Source organism: Mesorhizobium sp. A623 (genome assembly GCF_054489405.1).
Map to the genome: position 1 here is coordinate 136,512 of NZ_JBTMXB010000009.1, position 19,569 is coordinate 156,080.

At 62.8% G+C, this 19,569-nt stretch carries 23 protein-coding genes; 16 read left to right on the forward strand and 7 right to left on the reverse strand.

Annotation, left to right across the window (positions count from 1 at the left end):
- Positions 1-3: 3 nt before the first annotated feature.
- Entirely contained in the window at positions 4-492 is a 489-nt protein-coding gene (locus tag ACX3P1_RS11895) for a hypothetical protein (protein ID WP_459079775.1), read from the reverse strand.
- Positions 493-617: 125 nt separating this feature from the next.
- Between ACX3P1_RS11895 and ACX3P1_RS11900 the strand changes: the two genes are divergently transcribed.
- The gene (locus tag ACX3P1_RS11900; protein ID WP_459079776.1) at positions 618-875 is read left to right on the forward strand and encodes a DUF2171 domain-containing protein; all 258 of its coding nucleotides are present in this window, start codon (positions 618-620) and stop codon (positions 873-875) included.
- Positions 876-885: 10 nt separating this feature from the next.
- Here the strand turns inward: ACX3P1_RS11900 and ACX3P1_RS11905 are convergent, their stop codons facing one another.
- Together ACX3P1_RS11905 and ACX3P1_RS11910 are read right to left on the reverse strand one after the other, a co-directional pair.
- Positions 886-1,917 (reverse strand): P1 family peptidase, encoded by a 1,032-nt coding sequence (locus tag ACX3P1_RS11905; RefSeq protein WP_459079777.1) that lies wholly within the window; start codon positions 1,915-1,917, stop codon positions 886-888.
- Positions 1,917-2,990, reverse strand: coding sequence for an ABC transporter substrate-binding protein (locus ACX3P1_RS11910; protein ID WP_459079778.1), 1,074 nt, complete (start codon positions 2,988-2,990; stop codon positions 1,917-1,919). Before ACX3P1_RS11910 ends, ACX3P1_RS11905 begins: the two co-directional genes overlap by 1 nt.
- 200 nt (positions 2,991-3,190) lie before the next feature.
- Here ACX3P1_RS11910 and ACX3P1_RS11915 point away from each other — a divergent pair, with 200 nt between their 5' ends.
- From ACX3P1_RS11915 to ACX3P1_RS11945, 7 genes are all read left to right on the forward strand, one after another.
- A complete protein-coding gene (locus tag ACX3P1_RS11915; RefSeq protein WP_459079779.1) occupies positions 3,191-3,685 on the forward strand; it encodes a flavin reductase in 495 nt (164 codons plus the stop codon).
- A 20-nt stretch (positions 3,686-3,705) separates the two neighbouring features.
- Complete coding sequence (locus tag ACX3P1_RS11920) at positions 3,706-4,635, forward strand: AAA family ATPase (protein WP_459079780.1); 930 nt, start codon at positions 3,706-3,708, stop codon at positions 4,633-4,635.
- A gap of 3 nt (positions 4,636-4,638) precedes the next feature.
- Positions 4,639-5,883 carry a vWA domain-containing protein gene (locus ACX3P1_RS11925; RefSeq protein ID WP_459079781.1) on the forward strand — a complete coding sequence of 415 codons (1,245 nt, stop codon included), beginning with the start codon at positions 4,639-4,641 and terminating at the stop codon, positions 5,881-5,883.
- An 18-nt stretch (positions 5,884-5,901) separates the two neighbouring features.
- Complete coding sequence (locus ACX3P1_RS11930) at positions 5,902-6,234, forward strand: XdhC family protein (protein WP_459079782.1); 333 nt, start codon at positions 5,902-5,904, stop codon at positions 6,232-6,234.
- A gap of 137 nt (positions 6,235-6,371) precedes the next feature.
- The gene (locus ACX3P1_RS11935) at positions 6,372-7,088 is read left to right on the forward strand and encodes an XdhC family protein (RefSeq protein WP_459079783.1); all 717 of its coding nucleotides are present in this window, start codon (positions 6,372-6,374) and stop codon (positions 7,086-7,088) included.
- Positions 7,085-8,698, forward strand: a complete 1,614-nt coding sequence (locus tag ACX3P1_RS11940; RefSeq protein ID WP_459079784.1) for an NTP transferase domain-containing protein — start codon at positions 7,085-7,087, stop codon at positions 8,696-8,698. Before ACX3P1_RS11935 ends, ACX3P1_RS11940 begins: the two co-directional genes overlap by 4 nt.
- Positions 8,698-9,609, forward strand: a complete 912-nt coding sequence (locus tag ACX3P1_RS11945; RefSeq protein WP_459079785.1) for an alpha/beta hydrolase family protein — start codon at positions 8,698-8,700, stop codon at positions 9,607-9,609. The genes ACX3P1_RS11940 and ACX3P1_RS11945 overlap by 1 nt, the downstream gene beginning before the upstream one ends.
- A 3-nt stretch (positions 9,610-9,612) precedes the next feature.
- Here ACX3P1_RS11945 and ACX3P1_RS11950 read toward each other — a convergent pair whose 3' ends face one another.
- Positions 9,613-10,644, reverse strand: coding sequence for a DUF1176 domain-containing protein (locus tag ACX3P1_RS11950; protein ID WP_459079786.1), 1,032 nt, complete (start codon positions 10,642-10,644; stop codon positions 9,613-9,615).
- A 128-nt stretch (positions 10,645-10,772) separates the two neighbouring features.
- Between ACX3P1_RS11950 and ACX3P1_RS11955 the strand changes: the two genes are divergently transcribed.
- Complete coding sequence (locus ACX3P1_RS11955) at positions 10,773-11,279, forward strand: DUF1993 domain-containing protein (protein WP_459079844.1); 507 nt, start codon at positions 10,773-10,775, stop codon at positions 11,277-11,279.
- Positions 11,280-11,286: 7 nt separating this feature from the next.
- Here ACX3P1_RS11955 and ACX3P1_RS11960 read toward each other — a convergent pair whose 3' ends face one another.
- Positions 11,287-11,451, reverse strand: coding sequence for a hypothetical protein (locus tag ACX3P1_RS11960; protein WP_459079787.1), 165 nt, complete (start codon positions 11,449-11,451; stop codon positions 11,287-11,289).
- Positions 11,452-11,684: 233 nt separating this feature from the next.
- Between ACX3P1_RS11960 and ACX3P1_RS11965 the strand changes: the two genes are divergently transcribed.
- The 6 genes from ACX3P1_RS11965 to ACX3P1_RS11990 all read left to right on the forward strand — a co-directional run bounded on the left by ACX3P1_RS11965 (position 11,685) and on the right by ACX3P1_RS11990 (position 15,799).
- Positions 11,685-12,146: a hypothetical protein gene (locus ACX3P1_RS11965; protein ID WP_459079788.1), complete on the forward strand. Its 462-nt coding sequence runs from the start codon at positions 11,685-11,687 to the stop codon at positions 12,144-12,146.
- A gap of 92 nt (positions 12,147-12,238) precedes the next feature.
- The gene (locus ACX3P1_RS11970; RefSeq protein WP_459079789.1) at positions 12,239-12,487 is read left to right on the forward strand and encodes a ParB N-terminal domain-containing protein; all 249 of its coding nucleotides are present in this window, start codon (positions 12,239-12,241) and stop codon (positions 12,485-12,487) included.
- Between the two features lie 26 nt (positions 12,488-12,513).
- The gene (gene crcB / locus ACX3P1_RS11975; protein WP_459079790.1) at positions 12,514-12,891 is read left to right on the forward strand and encodes a fluoride efflux transporter CrcB; all 378 of its coding nucleotides are present in this window, start codon (positions 12,514-12,516) and stop codon (positions 12,889-12,891) included.
- 37 nt (positions 12,892-12,928) lie between these two features.
- A complete protein-coding gene (locus tag ACX3P1_RS11980) occupies positions 12,929-13,915 on the forward strand; it encodes an RluA family pseudouridine synthase (RefSeq protein WP_459079791.1) in 987 nt (328 codons plus the stop codon).
- A 138-nt stretch (positions 13,916-14,053) separates the two neighbouring features.
- Positions 14,054-14,980, forward strand: a complete 927-nt coding sequence (locus ACX3P1_RS11985) for a DMT family transporter (protein ID WP_459079792.1) — start codon at positions 14,054-14,056, stop codon at positions 14,978-14,980.
- A gap of 27 nt (positions 14,981-15,007) precedes the next feature.
- Positions 15,008-15,799: an ATP12 family chaperone protein gene (locus ACX3P1_RS11990; protein WP_459079793.1), complete on the forward strand. Its 792-nt coding sequence runs from the start codon at positions 15,008-15,010 to the stop codon at positions 15,797-15,799.
- Between the two features lie 80 nt (positions 15,800-15,879).
- Here ACX3P1_RS11990 and glnA read toward each other — a convergent pair whose 3' ends face one another.
- Positions 15,880-17,289 (reverse strand): type I glutamate--ammonia ligase, encoded by a 1,410-nt coding sequence (gene glnA, locus ACX3P1_RS11995; protein ID WP_459079794.1) that lies wholly within the window; start codon positions 17,287-17,289, stop codon positions 15,880-15,882.
- 45 nt (positions 17,290-17,334) lie between these two features.
- Positions 17,335-17,673: a P-II family nitrogen regulator gene (locus tag ACX3P1_RS12000; RefSeq protein ID WP_459079795.1), complete on the reverse strand. Its 339-nt coding sequence runs from the start codon at positions 17,671-17,673 to the stop codon at positions 17,335-17,337.
- Between the two features lie 337 nt (positions 17,674-18,010).
- Between ACX3P1_RS12000 and ACX3P1_RS12005 the strand changes: the two genes are divergently transcribed.
- Complete coding sequence (locus ACX3P1_RS12005) at positions 18,011-19,531, forward strand: NAD(P)H-hydrate dehydratase (protein ID WP_459079796.1); 1,521 nt, start codon at positions 18,011-18,013, stop codon at positions 19,529-19,531.
- The last annotated feature ends 38 nt before the right edge of the window (positions 19,532-19,569 follow it).

The following is a 19,569-nucleotide window of genomic DNA, read 5'->3' on the forward strand; positions in this document are numbered from 1 at the left end:
TGCTCAACGCGGCTGGCGCGCAAACCAGATGCCGGCCGCAAAAAGCGCGATGAAACCGACGGGGAAATACAGGCGAACGCCCAGGACAGCGAATTGAGCCGCTGCCGCCACGGCTGTGAATACCATCTCCAGGAACCAGACGAAGGAAAGGGCCGGCGCATGCCATTCGGCATAATAGAGGCGGTATTGCAGGGCATACAGGCCGCAGGTAATGGCCACGGTACAGACCAGCAGCGACAGGAATGCCGCCGCGAAGGCGGTTTCGCTGCCTCTGCCGGCAGAGATCAGCCGTGCAAAAAACAGGCCAGACGGGAAGGCGAGCGCCCCGCCTGCCGCAAACAACAGCGCAAGAAAGCGGATGTTCGCCAATGTCTGCCAGTCGTCCATCAGCAGGACGGTCAACGCGCTGGCGCCCATCGCGGCCGCCCATAGCACCGCGCCGAACAAGGCTGTGGAAAGCGAGGGCAGCGCCCGCCCTATCGCTGTTCGCAAGCGGCCGCGCCTGCCAGGCGCAAGGCGGGCTTCCCCGGCGGATCGAACTAGCGGTTCCACACTATTTCCATGCATCCAATTCCAGCATCATCCGTTGACTTGCGGAATTCCAACGGAGAACCATCATGACCGATACATCGAAAATCCGCGAGCGTATGGAAGTAATCGGCGCCGACGGCGTCCATGTCGGCACCGTGGACCATATCGAGGGCGACAGGATCAAGCTGACGCGGCAAGACAGCGGGCAGGGCAGTCACAAGGGCCATCACCACTATATTCCAGCCAGTCTGATCGCAGAAGTCGAGGGCGACAAGGTACGCCTTTCTGCCAATTCCGATGTCGTGGCGAACGAGTTCGAGGAAGAAAAATCCGACCGGACCTGATCGGCCGCGCTCACCGCGACGACCACACCGCAAACAAATCGTTTTCATCGGCCGTGGCGGAAAATACGCCGCGGCTGATGGCGCGCGCCATCGTGGCTCCGGCCTGCGCATAGAGGTCAATGGCATCGTTTTCCGATAGCACGATGCCGCTTTTGCCTGTCGCCAGCGCAAAGACCAGGTCGCCGTCGAACGGCGTGTGCGTTGGCCAGATGGCGCGCACGAACCCGTCATGGGCTGCCATGGCCAGCCGCTTGGCCGCCGCCTTGCTCAGCACGGCATCGGTGGCGATGACGGCAATCGTGGTGTTTGCGCCCGATTGCGTCCCGGACTGGGTGGTGTCCCAGAATCGCTTGTCGCGAAATTTCAGGATCACGTTTTTCGCATCGTCAGGCATGGGCGACGGGTAGGAAAGCCCGCCGAATTCGGTGCCGATCTCAAAGGGCGCGGCCCAGAAATGCCGTGTTTTGCCGACCGTGACCGAGCCGACCGGGTTGACCGCGACCAGCGCCCCGATGGTAACACCGCCGGCAAGCACACTCGAAGCCGAACCCAGCCCGCCCTTGAGGCCGGCCGTCAGCGCGCCGGTGCCGGCACCCGCTGTTCCGATAGCAAAATCCGTGCTTGCATTGCACGCGGCCTCATACCCCAATTCGCGATAGGGCGGGTAGCGGCCCCATTCCTTGTCGCCGCCATTCTTGAGGTCGAACAGGATCGCCGCCGGCACGATCGGCACGCGAAAGCCGCCGACCTCGAAACCTACTCCCCGCTCGCGCAACCGCGCCTGAGCGCCCGACGCGGCATCGAGCCCGAATGCCGAACCGCCCGACAGCACGACGGCATGGATTGCCTCGACCGTGTTGTGCGGCTCCAACAGATCGGTTTCGCGCGTGCCCGGCGCTCCGCCCAGCACCTGCACGCCGGCCGTGGCCGGTTCGTCGCACAAAATGACGGTGACGCCCGATTTCAGTCGTGGGTCGGAAGCGTTGCCGACCTGCAGGCCGGCAACGTCGGTGATGAGATTTCTGGGACCGGCCCGAATCATCAGTTTGCCTCCACCGGCACGAAGCGCGTCCCGTCGAAGCGGAACAGCCGATAGGGGTTCTGCGACAGGTCGCCTTTTTCATTAAAGCGGATCGGCCCGATGGCGGTCGAAAAGTCCTGGCTGCCCAGCAAATCGGTGATTCTTCTGGCCGAGCCTTGCGCCGCTGCATCCGCCGCCACGGCGATCTGCACCGCGGCATAAGCCGGCAGCACGTAGCCTTCCGGGATAATATCGGCGGCGGCGAACGCGTCCAGCACGGGTTTGTCGGCCATTTCCGCCCATTCGGGCGGCGCGATCATCAGCGTGCCGGGCGCATAGGGCAAATCGTCGTGGTCGGCGCGCAGCGCCTCCGCGCCGGCGAACACTATGTTGGCGTCAAGCTTGGCTGCGTCGCGGCCCATCACCGCCACATCGGAGCCGTCGCCGCCGACGAATACGCGCGTCGCGCCCGCTTTCTTCAACCGTCCGATCAACCCGATCTGGTTGTCCATCTGCGGTCGGAAATTATCCATGAACACCGGCTTCAGCGCGGCCTGTTCGGCCACGGCGCGCAGCGTTTCGGCCAGTTCGCGGCCATAGATGGTGCCGTCATCGACGATGGCGAACAGTTCGCCGCTCCAAAATTTTGTCAGGAGTGCGGCAGTGGCATTGCGCTCGTCGTCGCCACGAGGCCCGAGCCGGAACACCGGCCAGCCGGTTTTTTCACGCCCATCGGTCAGGCTGTCGGTGCGCACGCCGACGGTGACGACCGGTATGCCGGCGTCCTTCAGCACGGGCAGGGCCGCTTCGATGGCTTCCGTGCACAGGAAGCCGACGACGACGCCGACCTTGGCCGCAACGAATTTTTTGGCGGCGTCCGTTCCGCCATCCGCCGAGCAGGCGGTATCGGCAACGGTAAGCGAAGCGCCGTTCGCCTTGGCGGCCAGCGTCGCTCCGGCCACGACCTGTTGGCCAAGCGGCGCGGATGAACCGGAAATTGGAGCGGCCACGCCGATGGCGAGCGGCTCAGCCTGCGCGCCCGCTGTCAGCAAAAATCCGGCTATGACAGCCAATGTGGGGATCGTTAATCGCATCCGGGTGTAAAAACCCTTTTCGCACCGGTGTTCATCCGCCTCACCGCTTCATGCCGATAGCTGAATTCCGATCCAGCCCTAAAGGCTGGCTCGCCCTCGTGCAACACGGCAATGTTGCTTTACCATATGCGCAGTTTGCTTGCCGCCCGCGCCATCCGTCCATATATAGCGGTAGGGTTCGTGGCCTTGGGTAATCGTTAATGCTGAAAAAGAATGACATAGGGCCGCAGGCTTATCGCGACGCAATGAGCCTGTTTGCCGGCCACGTCCACATTGTGACGACCGATGGCCCGGCCGGAAAGCGCGGGACCACGGTGATCGCCGCCTGCTCGGTATCGGATGCGCCGCCGACCATCCTTGTCTGCCTGAACCGCGAGAATGCCAAAAACGAGTTGTTCGTGCAGAACGGTTGCTTCGCGCTCAACACCTTGTCCTCGCACCACAAGGCGCTGTCGGTCGGCTTTTCGGGCATTACCGGCCTGTCGATGGAAGAGCGCTTCGCGCTCGGCAAATGGGACACCATTTCGACCGGCGTGCCCACCCTGGCTGACGCACTTGTCGCGTTCGACTGCGAAGTGATCGACACCAAGGACCTGGCGACTCATCGTGTGCTTTTTGGCAAGGTGACAGGCCTGCGCACCGGGGATAACCTCAAGCCGCTGATCTATCATGGCCGGGACTATCACGTCCTGTAGGACGGCGTCCGGGAGAAGAAATGACCGAATCCAGACCGCGTGGCGTACCGCAGTCGATCGACGAGACACTCGCTCTTCTGACCGGCGCGGATTATGTGGCCGACCGCTCGCTGGCGACCGTTTTGTTCCTGTCGCTGCGCATGAAGCGGCCGCTGTTCCTCGAAGGCGAGGCGGGCGTCGGCAAGACCGAGATCGCCAAGGTGCTGGCGCAGGCGCTTGGCCGGCGTCTGATTCGGCTGCAATGCTATGAAGGTCTCGACATCTCGTCGGCGGTCTATGAGTGGAATTATGCCGCGCAGATGATCGAGATCCGCATGGAGGAGGCCTCCGGCAAGGTCGAACGCTCCGCCATGGAACGCAATGTCTTTTCCGAAAAATACCTGATTCGCCGCCCCGTGCTCGATGCGCTGACCGGCAAGGCGGGCGAGGCGCCGGTGTTCCTCATCGACGAACTCGACCGCACCGACGAGGCGTTCGAGGCGTTTTTGCTGGAAATCCTGTCCGATTTCCAGGTCACGGTGCCGGAACTGGGCACGATCAAGGCGGAAGAACCGCCCATCGTCATCATCACCACCAACCGCACCCGCGAAATCCACGACGCGCTCAAGCGGCGCTGCCTCTACCATTGGGTCGATTATCCCGACGCCCAGCGCGAACTGGAAATCGTGCGCACGAAGGTGCCGCAGGCCAACAGCCGACTTTCGGCCGAAGTGGTTTCCTTCGTGCAGCGCTTGCGCCAGATCGACCTGTTCAAGGTGCCCGGCGTTGCCGAAACCATCGACTGGGCCGGCGCGCTGACCGAACTCGACAAGATCGCGCTCGACCCCGAAACCGTTTCCGACACCATCGGCGTGCTCTTGAAATACCAGGACGACATCGCCCGCATCGGACAAGGCGAAGGCCGGCGCATCCTCGACGAGGTCAAGGCCGAGCTTGCAGCGGCGGAATAGGCGATGACCGGGCAGCATCTTGATCCGAAGCAAGCCGCCCCCGAAGGCCGCATCGCCGACAATATCGTTTATTTCGCCCGTGCGCTGCGCAAGGCGGGCATGCGGGTCGGCCCGGCCTCGGTCAAGGACGCCATCGAGGCGGTGCTGGCCGCCGGCATCGGCTCACGCGACGATTTTTACTGGACGTTGCACGCCGTTCTGGTTTCGCGCCACGAGGACCATGCCACCTTTGACGAGGCGTTTCGCCTGTACTGGAAGTCGCGAGAATTGATAGAAAAGATGCTGGCGATGTTTTCGCCAGTCGCTCCTGACAACCGCGAGCAGGTCAAGCCGCGCGCGGCGGAAAACCGCGTCAGTCAGGCGCTGTTCGAGGGCCATCAGAAGAATCAGCCCATTCGCGAAGTGCCCGAAATCGAGGTCGATGCGCGGCTGACTTTCTCCGGTAATGAGGTTTTGCGGGGCAAGGATTTCGCTCAGATGGATGCCGCCGAAATGGCGCAAGCCAGGAAGGCGATCTCGCAACTGCGCCTGCCGTTCGATCTGGTCGCGACGCGGCGTTTCAAGCCCGATCCGCATGGCCGCCGCATCGATCCGCGCGCCATGATGCGGGCGTCCGCGCGCACCGGCGGCGAACTGATCCTGCCGAAATTCCGCTCGGTGCGCGAGGTGCATCCGCCGCTGGTCGTGCTGGCCGATATTTCCGGCTCGATGAGCCAGTACACCCGCATCTTCCTGCATTTCCTGCATGCGCTGACCGAAAAGCGCCGGCGCGTCCATACCTTCGTCTTCGGCACACGGCTGACCAATTTGACCCGCCAGATGCGCCACCGCGATCCCGACGACGCGCTGGCCGATTGTTCCGCGACGGTCAAGGACTGGTCGGGCGGCACCCGCATCGGTGACACGCTTTACGAGTTCAACCGGCTGTGGTCGCGGCGCGTGCTGGGGCAGGGCGCGGTGGTTCTTCTCATTACCGACGGGCTGGAACGCGACGATGTCGATGGCCTGTCGGAGGAGACGGAGCGTCTGCACAAGTCTTGCCGGCGGCTGATCTGGCTCAACCCGCTGCTGCGTTTCGACGGGTTCGAGCCAAAGGCGCGCGGCGTGCGCGCCATGCTGCCGCATGTCGACGAGTTCCGTTCGGTGCATAATCTCGATGCGCTGGCCGATCTGTGCGCTTCACTGGACAAGAAATCGGTGCGCTCCGTCGATCCGCGCCGCTGGATGGATGCGAAGCGCGTCGCATAATTTTTGGAGTAGAAAAATATGGAAAACGCCCTGGATGAAGCCCGCGATCCGCTGGTGATCGCGGAAGGCTGGATGAACGCCGGCAAGCAGGTCGCCGTCGCCACCGTGGTGCAGACCTGGGGTTCCGCCCCACGCCCGGTCGGCTCCCATCTGGTCATCGACGCCGAAGGCAATTTCGAAGGCTCCGTCTCCGGCGGCTGCGTCGAGGGCGCGGTGGTGACGGAGGCGATGGAAGTGCTGGAAAGCGGCAAGCCGCGCATGCTGGAATTCGGCGTAGCCGACGAAACCGCCATCCAGGTCGGCTTGTCGTGCGGGGGAACGATCAAGGTTTATGTGGAGCGGGTGGGATGAGCAAAATGCGGGAGGGCGGACTGCAAATCGCGATATTCTGCGCTTCCGGTGCTCACGTACCCGAATGTACGCTCCGCTCCGGTTCTCGAATCTCCCGATTCTCGCCATGCCCTGACGTATTTTGAAATGGTGCCAAGATGGATATTTCCAAGCTGAAAACCCTCAACGCCGAGCGCCGATCCCGTCGCGCGGTCATGCTGGTTACCGACCTTGACGAGGGCAGCGACCGGATCGTGCACGAGGCCGACGCCATCGAAGGCGAGCTTGGCGAGGCCGTAAAAAAAGCGTTCCAGAGCGGCAAGTCGGGCACGGTCGAAGCCGGCGGCAAAAACTATTTCCTCAACGCCCATTTGCCGCATGCTCGCCTGGTCATCATCGGCGCGGTGCATATCAGCCAGGCGCTGGCGCCGATGGCCAAGATCGCCGGCTTTCCGGTCGAGATCATCGATCCGCGCACCGCCTTCGCCAGCCCGGAACGGTTTCCCGATATCACGCTGCATGCCGAATGGCCGCAGGATGTGCTGAAGCACAGGCCGCTCGACACCTTCACCGGACTGATTCTCGTTACGCACGATCCGAAGATCGACGATTTCGCGCTGAAGGCCGGGCTTGATGCCGGCTGCTTCTACATCGGTGCGCTTGGCAGCCGCAAGACGCACGCCAAGCGCGTCGAGCGCATGCTGGCGATGGGTGCCACGCCCGAACAGATCGAGCGCATCCACGCCCCGATCGGCCTCGATATCGGTGCGGCCAGCCCGGCTGAAATCGCGGTTGCCGTGCTGGCGCAGGCGATCCGGGCGCTGCGCACGCGCGGCCTCGACGGGCAGCGGCCGGCGAAGGGAGAGGCGGCATGAAATTCGGGCCGGTTGCCATCGGCGAGGCGGAAGGCTCGATCCTCGCGCATTCCACGGTTGCCGGCGAAAAGCGCTTCCGCAAGGCGCATCTGCTGACGGGCGAGGACGTTGAAGTCCTGCGCGCCGCGGGCTTTGACGAGATCATAGTCGCCGTCCTCGATGCCGACGACGTCGAGGAGAACGACGCCGCTGCCCACATTGCCGAGGCGTTGCGCTTTTCCGCGGCGACAGCCAAGCCGGCCGCCACCGGCCGCGTCAACATTTTTGCCGATGGCGACGGGGTCTTTACCGTCGACAGGGCGCTGGTCGATGCCGTCAACCGCGTCGATCCCGATGTGACGCTGGCGACGCTGGCCGAATTCGCGCCGGTGATCGCGGGCCAAATGGTGGCGACGGTCAAGATCATCCCCTTTGCCGTCGCAAGACCGGTCATCGACACTATCCTCGATTTGGCCGGCAGCCGGCAGGCTTTTGCCGTCCACGCCTACAAGCCATTCTCCGTTGGCATCGTGCAGACCATGCTGCCCAGCCTCAAGATGAGCGTGCTCGACAAGGCGCTGCGCGTGACCGAGGAGCGGCTGGCGCGCTCCGGCAGCACCGTTCTGGCCGAAATGCGCACGCCGCATGTCGCTGCCGACGTGGAAAAGGCCATCCGGGAACTCAGCCCCCAAAGCGACATGGTGCTGGTGTTCGGCGCTTCCGCCATGAGCGATCCCGACGACGACGTCATTCCCGCGGCCATCAAGGCCTCTGGCGGCCATGTCTATCGCTCGGGCATGCCGGTCGATCCGGGCAATCTGTTCGTGCTGGGCGAGCGCGACGGCAAGCCGGTGCTGGGCGCGCCGGGCTGTGCGCGCAGCCCCAAGGCCAACGGCTTCGACTGGGTGCTGGACCGCCTGATTTCCGGTATCGGCGTCACCGCCGACGATATTGCCGGCATGGGCGTCGGCGGGCTTTTGATGGAAATCCCGACCCGCCCGCAGCCGCGCGAACCGCTGCCGGTGCCGTTGCACCCGCAAGTGCCCGTGGTGCTGCTCGCCGCCGGGCGCTCCAGCCGCATGGGCGGGCCAAACAAGCTTCTGGCCTCTTTCGACGGCAAGCCGCTGATCCGCCGCGCAGCCGAATGCGCGCTGGCCTCGAAGGCATCGGGCACCATCGTCGTCACAGGCCACCAGCATGAGCGGGTGGAGGAAGCATTGGCCGGGCTGGACCTTTCTTTCGCCGACAATCCCGATTTCGCCAGCGGCCTGTCGTCGTCGCTGAAGACCGGCATCGCCAGGGTTTCGGGCGAGGCAGCGGGCGCCATGATCCTGCTTGGCGATATGCCGGGCGTCTCGACCGCCGACCTCGACCGGCTGATCGAGGCATTCCGCGCCGCTCAGGGCAAATCTGTGGTGCGCGCTACGCATGAAGGCCATCGCGGCAACCCGGTCATCCTGCCGCGCTCGCTGTTTGCGGCGGTTGCGCATCTGGAAGGCGACACCGGCGCGCGCCATCTGGTCGAGGCCGAAGGGCTGGACGTGATCGACGTGGAAATCGGCGCGGCGGCGGCGATCGACGTGGATACGCCCGACGCGCTCAGCCGCGCGGGTGGGGTGTTGCAGGGGTGATGGTGGTTTTGCCGAAGGTTTTCGCTCGACGAAGGATCGTGGCGGCGGCCATTTCTACGCTGCTGACCCTATCACCGGCACCCGCATCCGCCGAAACCTTGACCCTCAAACCCTACAAGGACGCCCTGTTCGCCTATCCGGCCGAATTGTCGAATGGCGACGGCGGCAAATATCGCGTCATCGACTACCGCGAATTGCGCGACATCAACGGGCGTGACCAGATACCTGAACGCCGGGCGCAGGCGAAATACGTCACGACCTCCGTCCGCTCGGTCCAGCAGGATCTCGTCCTCAACACCGATGCCGGCGCCATCCATCATGTCGCGGTTGGCAAGACCGCCGGTGCCGGCGTCATCGTGCTTTACCTGCACGGGCAGGGCGGCTCGCGAAAACAGGGCGTTGATGACTTCACCTTCGGCGGCAATTTCAACCGCATCAAGAACCTGATGGCGGCAAATAACGGCCTCTACCTGTCGCCCGATTTTTCCGATTTCGGCGACAAGGGCGCGGCGCAGGTGGCCGCCTTGATCGGCCACTACGCCGACCAATCGCCGGGCGCAAAAATCGTCGTCGCCTGCGGCTCGATGGGCGGCGCGCTATGCTGGAAGCTTGCCGGACGCAAGGATACCGGCAACCGCATCGGCGGGCTGATGCTGCTGGGTTCGCTATGGGACGAAGGCTTCTTCGCCAGCCCCGCCTTCAAGCGCAAGGTCCCGGTATTCTTCGGGCAGGGCAGCAAGGACCCGGTTTTCCCGGTCGAAAACCAGGAAGCCTTCTTTCGCTCGATCCTCGCCAGATCGAAAAATTATCCGGCGCGTTTCGTGCGCTTCGAGACCGGCACGCATGGCACGCCGATCCGCATGACCGACTGGCGCGAAACGCTCAACTGGATACTGTCGGCTGCTCCCTGAAGATCACGGCGCTGTATTGTAGTCGAGCACCGACTGCGGGTTGATCTCGCCGTCATAGGACGCATCGACATCGAATTGCACCAGCGAGAATTGACCGTGGCGGAACAGCCAGACGCCCGACGTTCCCGCATCGCCGGCGCCGCGCCATTTAGCGTGCGAGGTGATCGACTGGGTGCCATCGTCATAGCTTGAATTGACGAGTTGTTCGTCGGTCTGGTAACCGATGATGCTGACAGCCTCGACCTTTTCCTGGTTGTCGGCGTTTTCGTAGCGGACATCGAGTTCGGGCGTGGCGAATTGCACCTGCCGCAGTGCGTCGGCGTCGGGCGACAGATAGTAGACCGCGCTCTCATTATACGCGCCCGCCGAGCAGAAGAAGCGGAACAGCCGGGCCGCCTTTTCGCCGCCATCGGTGTCGGAATAGTGGATGACATGCTCTTCCGGTTCGCCGCGCGCCTCGCCGCCGGGAAGCGTCGGGTCGCATTGCGCGCCATAGCCGGCGGCGAAAAGCGCCTTGGCCTTTTCCAGCAACGCGTCGCTTTTTGGCGGCGGCGGTCCGTCGCCGCAGCTTGCCGGCACGGCCTGTTCGAAGGCTTCGGTGGAGGGTTTCAGTTCGCCCTTTTCGATATGGATGGGGTTGAAGGGCGGCTCCTGGATTTGCCCGTTCACCTGCCGCAGCGTGTAGCAACCGGCAAAGACCTTTTCGCTGCCGTCCGTGGTAACGGCGCGGATCGCCACCGGCACCGTGAAATAGACGCTGCCGGCCGCCCCTTCGCTGGCCTCGCCGCCGGTTTCGACATCGACATGATCGGTGCCCTCGAAGCCCTTGACGAAGGCGTCGAAATCCTTGGCCGGCTTGGCCTCTCCGAAATAGTCCCAGGCGCGCGCATATTCGTGGCGGTTGACCGCATTGTAGAGTGATTTCATGACGGCTTGCGCGCTTGAGCGATCATCCAGATAGGTAGGTTCAGCCGAAAAGGCGGGCGCACTTGCCAGTGCGCAAAAAATGGCTGCGGCGAATGGGGCTTTTCTCATCGCGAATCTCCGCTCGACTCGGGTGTGATCGTAACAGGGATTGCGGCATGCCCGTGGCGCTTGAAAAATCGCTGGCGAAGGCGCTACCTCGCAACACGGTAATTCTAACCGTTTCAGGAGAAATCAACGTGTCCATTTCCATGTACGAGGCATCAGTGCCTGTGTTTTCAACGCGCTTGAAGGCGCTGTCCGGCGTGCTTGCGGCGGCCGAGAAAAATGCCGCCGAGCGCAAGATCGATCCGCAGGTGTTCGTGACGGCACGGCTGGCGCCAGATATGTATGCGCTGGCCAGGCAGGTGCAGATCGCCACCGATCACGCCAAGGGTGCCCCCTCGCGCCTGGCTGGGCGCGAGGTGCCGAAATATGACGACGACGAGGCCAGCTTCGCCGAGCTTCAGGCCCGCATCGACAAGACGCTCGCCTATCTGGCGACGTTTTCCGCAGCGGAATTCGAAGGCTCTGACGACCGGACGGTCCAGATCAGGCTTGGCGGCAACGACATGGCATTGAGCGGTTTGCGCTATCTGCTCGATGTCGCCATGCCGAATTTCTATTTCCACGTCACCACCGCCTACGACATCCTGCGCCACAATGGCGTGCCGCTGGGCAAGGCCGTGTTCCTGCGGGGCCATTGATACGATCTCAGCGCATCGCCACCTGGCGGGCGATGCGCGGGAAATCGGCCGGCTTGACGGCAGGGTCAGTGCGCTCCGCGTGGCTCATGGCATGAAGGAGCGCCAGCGAGGATCGGTAGTGTGCCTGTTCCGGCAGACGGGGGCGGGAAAACAATTCAGTCAAGAACCCCATGGTCAGGCTCCTTTGTTGTTCCTCCCGCAGAATGGATACCGCTGAATCGTGACAATTGTGCGGTGCAATATTCCGTGTGCCGTCCTGCAATTGCCTAAATTTCGAGCGACCCACGGAAAGTAATTTTAACCTACGGCGCTTAGTGTGTGACCAGGGCGCATCGGTGTCGTGCGTCGCTGAAAAAGAGCGGGAGGCGGGAAATCGCCAGCGGGGTCAACAGGAATTTCGCGGCTGTGCTCGACGATCTTTACGCCGCGTCCGAGCCGCTGGAAGATCGGGGACGCAAGCCGTCCATCCCCTTCGACTATCTGGCGGTGGCCGAAGAGCTTCATTCGGGCCGCATCAAGGTATCGGGCGAGGCATTCGGAGCCGAACAGCGCGAGTACCGGGAGGCGACGCTCGATCCCGCATCGGAATTCGCCGAGATTCTCGACAAGGCCGAACGCGCCGCAGCCGCGCTGGAGGCCGAGCAGACGCTGCCGCCGGCGGACCCGGTGTCGATTGCCGCCGAATTGCGGCTGGATGCCACGTCGACGGTCGCCGATTTCAGCCGTCTTCGCCGCAGCTTCGCCTTCTCCAACCACCCGGACCGGGTGGCCCCGCATTTGCGCCAGCGCGCCATCGAGCGGATGCAGATCGCCAACATGTTGATCGACGATGCACGGCGCAAAGCGCTGGCTGCCACGAAACGCTAAATCGCTGAAATCCGGCGCGCTGGTATCGGCGCTTGGCCTGCCCCGCGAAACGCTCTATCCAGATGGGAGAAATCTCATTTGCCGGAGCGGCCATGCTGAGAGCGGAAAAGGTCAAGATCGACGACATCTACGTGCCGACCGCGCGCAGGAAGACGTTGCACCCCGAAACGGTGCGGCATCTGGCCGAGGATATCCTGGAAAACGGCATGAAGATGCCGATCCAGGTGCGCCATGACGGCAAGCGCCACATTCTGGTCGAGGGTCTGCATCGGCTGGAAGCGGCGAAGTGGCTGGGCGAAACCACCATCGACGCTTATCTTGTGCAGGCCAAGCGGCACTGAGTTTTTGCCTCATCAGGATTATCGAGATGGTCCACCTCCTCCTTGTTGCCGCTGGCGGTGCAATCGGCGCCGGCCTTCGCCATCTGGCTAATCTCGGCACACTGCGCCTTGTCGGTCCGAATTTTCCGTGGGGCACGATCGCCATCAACATCGTTGGCTCGTTCGTCATGGGCTTGTTCATTGCCCTTCTCGGGCGGCGGTTCGGCGGCTCGAACGAACTGCGCATGTTCGTCGCTACCGGCATATTGGGTGGCTTCACTACCTTCTCGTCGTTCTCTCTCGATTTCGCCACGCTGTGGGAGCGTGGCACGCCGCTTCCGGCAATGGGCTACGCGCTCGCCAGCGTCATCGGTGCGATCGTTGCGGTGTTTCTGGGACTTTGGCTCGCAAGAACCGTTTCTTAGTGCTATCCCCGCGCTTCGAAACGAGTAGAAGAAGCAAATGGCAGGCGTTGAACAGATAACGGTGGAAGCCGGCGAGGCGGGCATGCGGCTCGATCGTTGGTTCAAGACCCATTTTCCGGGGCTCGGCTTCGGTCATTTGCAAAAGCTGCTGCGCTCCGGCCAGATCCGCGTCGATGGCGGCCGGGTCAAGGCCGACACGCGCATCGAGCCCGGCCAGCAGGTGCGCATTCCGCCGCTGGAAGTCGACAAGAAGGGCGGCGTCGGCGAACACCTCACCGGCCATTCGATCCGCAATCAGGACGATGGCGACGTTCTTTCCAAGATGCTGATCTATGAGGATGAAAAGGTTTTCGTCTTCAACAAGCCACCGGGGCTGGCCGTGCAGGGCGGTTCCGGCGTCACCCGCAATGTCGATGACATGCTGGAGGCATGGCGCAGCAAGAAGGGCGAAAAGCCGCGCCTTGTCCATCGGCTCGACCGCGACACGTCCGGCGTGCTGGTGATTGCCCGCACGCGGCTTGCCGCCATGAAGCTTGCCGAGGCTTTTCGCGCGCGGGAGACCGAGAAAACGTATTGGGCGCTGGTCAAGGGCGTGCCGCCCAAGCGCGAAGACAAGATTTCCACCTGGCTGATCAAGGAGCCGACGCCGGACGGCGACCGCGTGCGCGTCGCGAAACATGGCGAAAAAGGTGCCGATCACGCGGTGTCCTACTACCGCATCATCGAACAGGCGGCGCAGGCGCTGACCTGGCTGGAGATGCAGCCGCATACCGGCCGCACCCATCAGCTGCGCGTCCATGCCGCTTATCTGGGCTGTCCCATCATCGGCGATCCGAAATATTTCGAGGCCGACACCAACTGGGATTTTCCAGGCGGCATGCAAAACCGCCTGCATCTGCACGCGCGCCGCATCCGCATTCCGCACCCCGACAAGGGCGTCATCGACGTCACCGCGCCGATGCCGCAGCATATGCGCCAGAGCTGGAACCTGATCGGCTTCGACGATGCGAGCGCCGAGGACTGATCCCGGTTCAGATAAGATCACGCTTCGAGTGAGAAAATTGAATTTGAGCGTGGTTCCCAAACGTGGGAACCGCTTTTCAGGCGGCGCTCAAATGAAGCGATCGGTTCCGCTTCCGTCGAATGGAACAGGTGTGAAATCATGAGCAGCACAACCGGGGTGTTGGATCGCCGCGACGCGGTCGATACGGCCGCCGCCCTCATCATGATCGGCCTGACCTTCTCCTGGGGGCTGAACTACGTCGCGGCCAAGCTTTCCTACACCGGCTTCGACCCGGTCTTCTTGTCGATTGCTCGCTCGGTCATCGGCGGCGGCCTTGTCTTTGTCTGGTGCCGCTGGCGCGGCATCGTCCTGTTCAGGCGGGACGGCACGCTGTGGGCCGGCGTGCTAGTCGGCGCGCTGTTCGGGCTGGAATTCCTGTTTCTCTATATCGGCCTGGAACGCACAACGGTCGTGCGCAATACGTTGCTGGTCAACGCCATGCCGTTCTGGATGCTGCTTGGCGGGCATTTTCTGCTCGGCGAACATTTTACCGCGAAAAAACTCTTCGGCCTGCTTCTGGCCTTCGCCGGCCTCGTCGTCGTCTTTTCCGACAAGGTCGGTGGCGGCGGTGGCGACGCCACGCTGGTCGGCGACCTTTTGAGCCTTGCTGCCGGCATTTTATGGGCGCTGTCGAACATCGTCATCAAGCGCTCGAAAAAGCTGGAACAGTCGAGCGCCGAAAAATTGCTGCTCTACCAACTGGCAGGTGCCGCCGTGATCGGGTTGCTGGTGATGCCGTTTTCCGGCCCCGCCATTCGCGACCTGACGATCGTGCCTGTGCTGGCGCTGGCGTTCCAGGGCATCTACATCGTTGCTTTCACCTATGTGCTGTGGTTCTGGCTGCTGCGGCGCTATCCCGCATCCGGCCTGACCAGCTTTGCTTTTCTAAGCCCGGCCTTCGGCGTATTGTGCGGTGCGGTGTTCCTCGGAGAACCGCTGACGGCACGGATATTCCTGGCGCTGGCCCTGATCGCCGCCGGGCTTATCATCGTCAACCGGCCGGTGCGCCGGACAATCCCGCTATGATGACAATTCCGACCTGTTGAGGCCGCTATGCGCGACATTCTGAACGATCTTGAAGCCGGAAAATATCTGTCCGACCCGGACCCGGTGCGCCGCGCGCAAATCCAGATGAAGACGCATCTGCCCAAGCGCTTTTACAAGGCCGCTTCGGTGGCCCCGGTGGACGAAGGCTTTGTCGTCCATCTCGACGGCAAGCCGGTGCGCACGCCGGCCAGGGCGCTGCTGGCGGTGCCGACCGAAAAGGCGGCGGGCCTCGTCGCGGAAGAATTTGCAGCGCAGGTCGACGTCATCGATCCAGTCAAAATGCCGGTGATGCGGCTGGTCAACACGGCGCTGGACGGTGTCGTCAACGACCCGCAGGCGGTGCTGGAAGACATCTTGCGCTTCGCTTCCACCGATATGCTCTGCTACCGCGCCGACGCGCCTCAGGGGCTGGTAGACCGTCAGAATGAGCACTGGGACCCGGTTCTCGACTGGGCGCGCTCAACGCTCGGCGCCCGCTTCAATCTCGCCGAAGGGGTCATCCATGTCGACCAGCCGCGCGAATCGATTGCGGTGCTGGGCGTCCACCTTTCTCAGCGTGCCGAGCCGATGCGGCTGGCGGCACTTCACCTGATGACATCGCTGACCGGCTCCGCATTGCTGGCGCTGGCGGTCGATTTCGGCGAACTCGATGCCGAAGCGGTGTGGCTTGCCGCCCATGTCGACGAGGACTGGCAAATCGAACAATGGGGCCAAGACGCCGAGGCCGTCGCCCGCCGCAACGCCCGCCACCGCGATTTCCTAGCCGCCGTAGCGCTGCTCGAGGCGCTGCGCGACTGACAGTTCGGCCCTTGCCGTAACGAACAAGCAAAGACCCCGGCGTTTGTCTCGCCGGGGGGCTTTTTATTGAGTCGAAAAAATCAGACCGAATAGTACATGTCGAATTCGACCGGGTGCGGCGTCATTTCAAAGCGCATCACTTCGGCCATCTTCAACTCGATATAGCTGTCGATCTGGTCGTCGTCGAACACACCGCCGGCTTTCAGGAAGCCGCGATCCTTGTCGAGGCTCTGCAGCGCTTCGCGCAGCGAACCGCACACGGTCGGGATCTTTTTCAGTTCTTTCGGCGGCAAATCATACAGATCCTTGTCCATCGGCTGGCCGGGGTGGATCTTGTTCTTGATGCCGTCGAGACCGGCCATCAAAAGGGCCGAGAAGGCGAGATAGGGGTTCGCGCCCGGATCGGGGAAGCGGACTTCGAGGCGCTTTGCCTTGGGCGAGGTGCCGAACGGGATGCGGCAGGAGGCCGAGCGGTTGCGCGCCGAATAGGCCAGCAGCACCGGCGCTTCATAGCCCGGCACCAGCCGCTTGTAGGAGTTTGTCAGCGGGTTGGTGAAGGCGTTGATCGCCTTGGCGTGCTTGATGACGCCGCCGATGAAGAACAGGCAGGTTTCCGACAGCCCGGCATATTCGTTGCCGGCAAAGGTCGGCTTGCCGCCCTTCCAGATCGACATGTTGACATGCATGCCAGAGCCGTTGTCGCCAAAAATCGGCTTCGGCATGAAGGTGGCCGTCTTGCCATAGGCGTTGGCGACCTGGTGCACGACATACTTGTAGATCAGGATCTTGTCGGCGTTGCGCACCAGCGTGTCGAACTTGATGCCGAGTTCGTGCTGGGCGGCGGCAACCTCGTGATGGTGCTTTTCGACGTGAACGCCCATCTCCTGCATCACGGTGAGCATTTCCGAGCGCATGTCCTGGCACGAATCGACCGGCGGAACCGGAAAATAGCCGCCCTTGACGCGGGGGCGGTGGCCCAGATTGCCGGTTTCGTAGTCGGTGTCGTCGTTCGAAGGCAGTTCCGAGGAGTCCAGCTTGAAGCCGGTATTGTAGGGATCGCACTTGTACTTCACGTCGTCGAAGATGAAGAACTCGGCTTCCGGTCCGATATAGATGGTGTCGCCGATGCCCTCGGCCTTCATATAGGCTTCCGCCTTCTTGGCGATGCCACGTGGGTCGCGGTTATAGGCCTCGCCGGAGATCGGATCGAGGATGTCGCACAGGATGACCATGGTCGACTGCGCGAAGAACGGGTCCATATGGACCGATTCCGGGTCGGGCATCAGTACCATGTCGCTTTCGTTGATGGCCTTCCAGCCCTGGATGGAGGAGCCGTCGAACATGACGCCATCGGCGAAGGTGTCTTCCTCGATCTCCCCGATGTCCATGGTTACATGGTGCAGTTTGCCCTTGGGGTCGGTGAAGCGCAGGTCGACGAATTTAACGTCGTTGTCCTTGATCTGCTTCATGATGTCGGCGGCTGTCGTCATGTTCTGTTTTTCCTGTAATGACGTTTGAAACTTGATCGGAACGGCTCAGACGGCGTCCATGCCGGTTTCGCCGGTGCGGATGCGCACCACTTCCTCGATGTTGGAAACGAAAATCTTGCCGTCGCCGATGCGCCCGGTCTGTGCGGCCTTGCGGATGGCTTCCACGGCGGCCTCGACGGAATCGTCGCCCAGCACCAGTTCGATCTTCACCTTGGGCAGGAAGTCGACGACATATTCCGCGCCGCGATAAAGCTCGGTGTGGCCCTTCTGGCGCCCGAAACCCTTGGCCTCGGTGACGGTGATGCCTTGCAGACCGGCTTCCTGAAGGGCCTCCTTCACTTCGTCCAGCTTGAACGGCTTGATGATCGCTTCGATTTTCTTCATGCCTGAGGCCTCCAGTTCGAAATGACGGGTTTTGCCCCGCTTGCCCAGTTAAAGCAGGAACCGTGCCAGTTGTGCTAAGCGGGTTGCGCTGCGGGGATTTTCGGGACACGCACCGCTTCCGTGAGGGATTTTACGCCAAGAGAGCCGAAGACGCGAGCGGCGCGCCGGGCGCCCATAATTTCGCCTGCCTATTATTTGTGCAGGAAGCCTGTTTCGCGGGCGTTTTCGAACCTGCGACCCCGTCGTCCCGAACGACATGTGCTTCCAGGATCGTTGCCCGGTCGTTGCCTCCGGCCGAAAACTGGTCGATGTTCGCTTGAGAAGAAACGGATCGCCCATGCACATTGAACTTCTTACCCCCGCCGAAATGGCAGGCGCCGACCGGCTGGCAATTGAATGCGGCCCGCTCGACGGCATCGGCCTGATGCGTCGTGCCGGCGAGGCCGTCTCCTGCGTCGTGCTGGCGCGGTATCCGGCGGCAAGGCCCGTGCATGTTCTGTGCGGTCCGGGCAACAATGGCGGCGACGGCTATGTGGTCGCGCGGCTTTTGCGCGCGATCGGCGTCAATGTGTCCGTATGGGCATCCGGCACGCCGAAGCCGGGCAGCGATGCAGCACTTGCCGCCGGCGAATGTCCGGTCGATCCCAGGCCGTTGGCCGAATTTGATGGGCAGGCGGGTTCGCTCGTCGTCGATGCACTCTACGGTGCAGGACTATCAAAGCCCATGGCCGGCGATGCCGCTCGCGCAGTTGAAGTCACAACGGCGCGGAGATTGCCGGTCGTCTCTGTCGATCTGCCGTCCGGCATTTCCGGCGAGAGCGGCAGGGTTTTGGGAAGCGCCTTTCGCGCGGAAATTACGATAACGTTCGCGCGCAAGAAGCCCGGTCACCTGCTGTTGCCGGGCCGCGAATGCTGCGGCGAGACCGTGCTGGCCGATATCGGCATCGCTGACGCCGTCATCGAGCAACTTGCCGCCAAAACCTTCGAGAACACGCCGGCCCTGTGGCAATCCGATTTTCCGGTGCCGGCCGTCGATACGCATAAATACAAGCGCGGCCATGTCGGCGTCTTTTCCGGCGGGCCGTCAGCGACGGGTGCGGCACGGCTCTCCGCACTCGCTGCCGCGCGCAGTGGGGCAGGGGCGGTCACCGTGCTTTCGCCGGCCAACGCCATGCAGGTCAACGCCGCGCATCTCACCTCGATCATGCTGCGCAAGGTGGGCGATGCCGCCGATCTCACTGCTTATCTCGACGACAAGCGCCCGTCCGCCTCCGTCCTTGGCCCCGGTTTCGGTGTCGGCGAAGAAGCGCGAAATTTTGCGCTTTCCGTGCTGGGCGACGGGCAGGGGCGAGAAAATGGCGTCAAAGGGTTGGTGCTCGACGCCGACGGCATCACCTCCTTTCGCGATGCGCCGGCCTCGTTGTTCATCACCGCTGGGGCGAAAGGCGCGCCAGCGCTGGTGATGACGCCGCATGAGGGCGAATTTTCACGCCTCTTTTCCAACCTTGCCGGCGATGAAAGCCTATCCAAGCTGGAAAAAGCCCGAAAAGCCGCCCAGCGCTCGCATGCGGTCATCGTCTACAAGGGTGCCGATACGGTGATCGCAGCCCCCGACGGCCGCGCTGCCATCAACGCCAACGGTGCGCCCTGGCTGGCGACCGCAGGCTCCGGCGACGTGCTTTCCGGCATCATCGCCGGCCTGCTGGCGCAAGGCATGCCGGCCTTCGAGGCCTCCTGTGCGGCGGTGTGGCTGCATGCTGAAGCCGGCCGCCGCTTCGGGCCGGGCCTGATCGCTGAGGATTTGCCTTTGGCGTTGCTGCCGGTATTGCGGGAACTTGTAGGCGCGTCTCGCGGTTGACTTGGCCACGGCCTTCCGATTTACCGTGACCTCAAAAT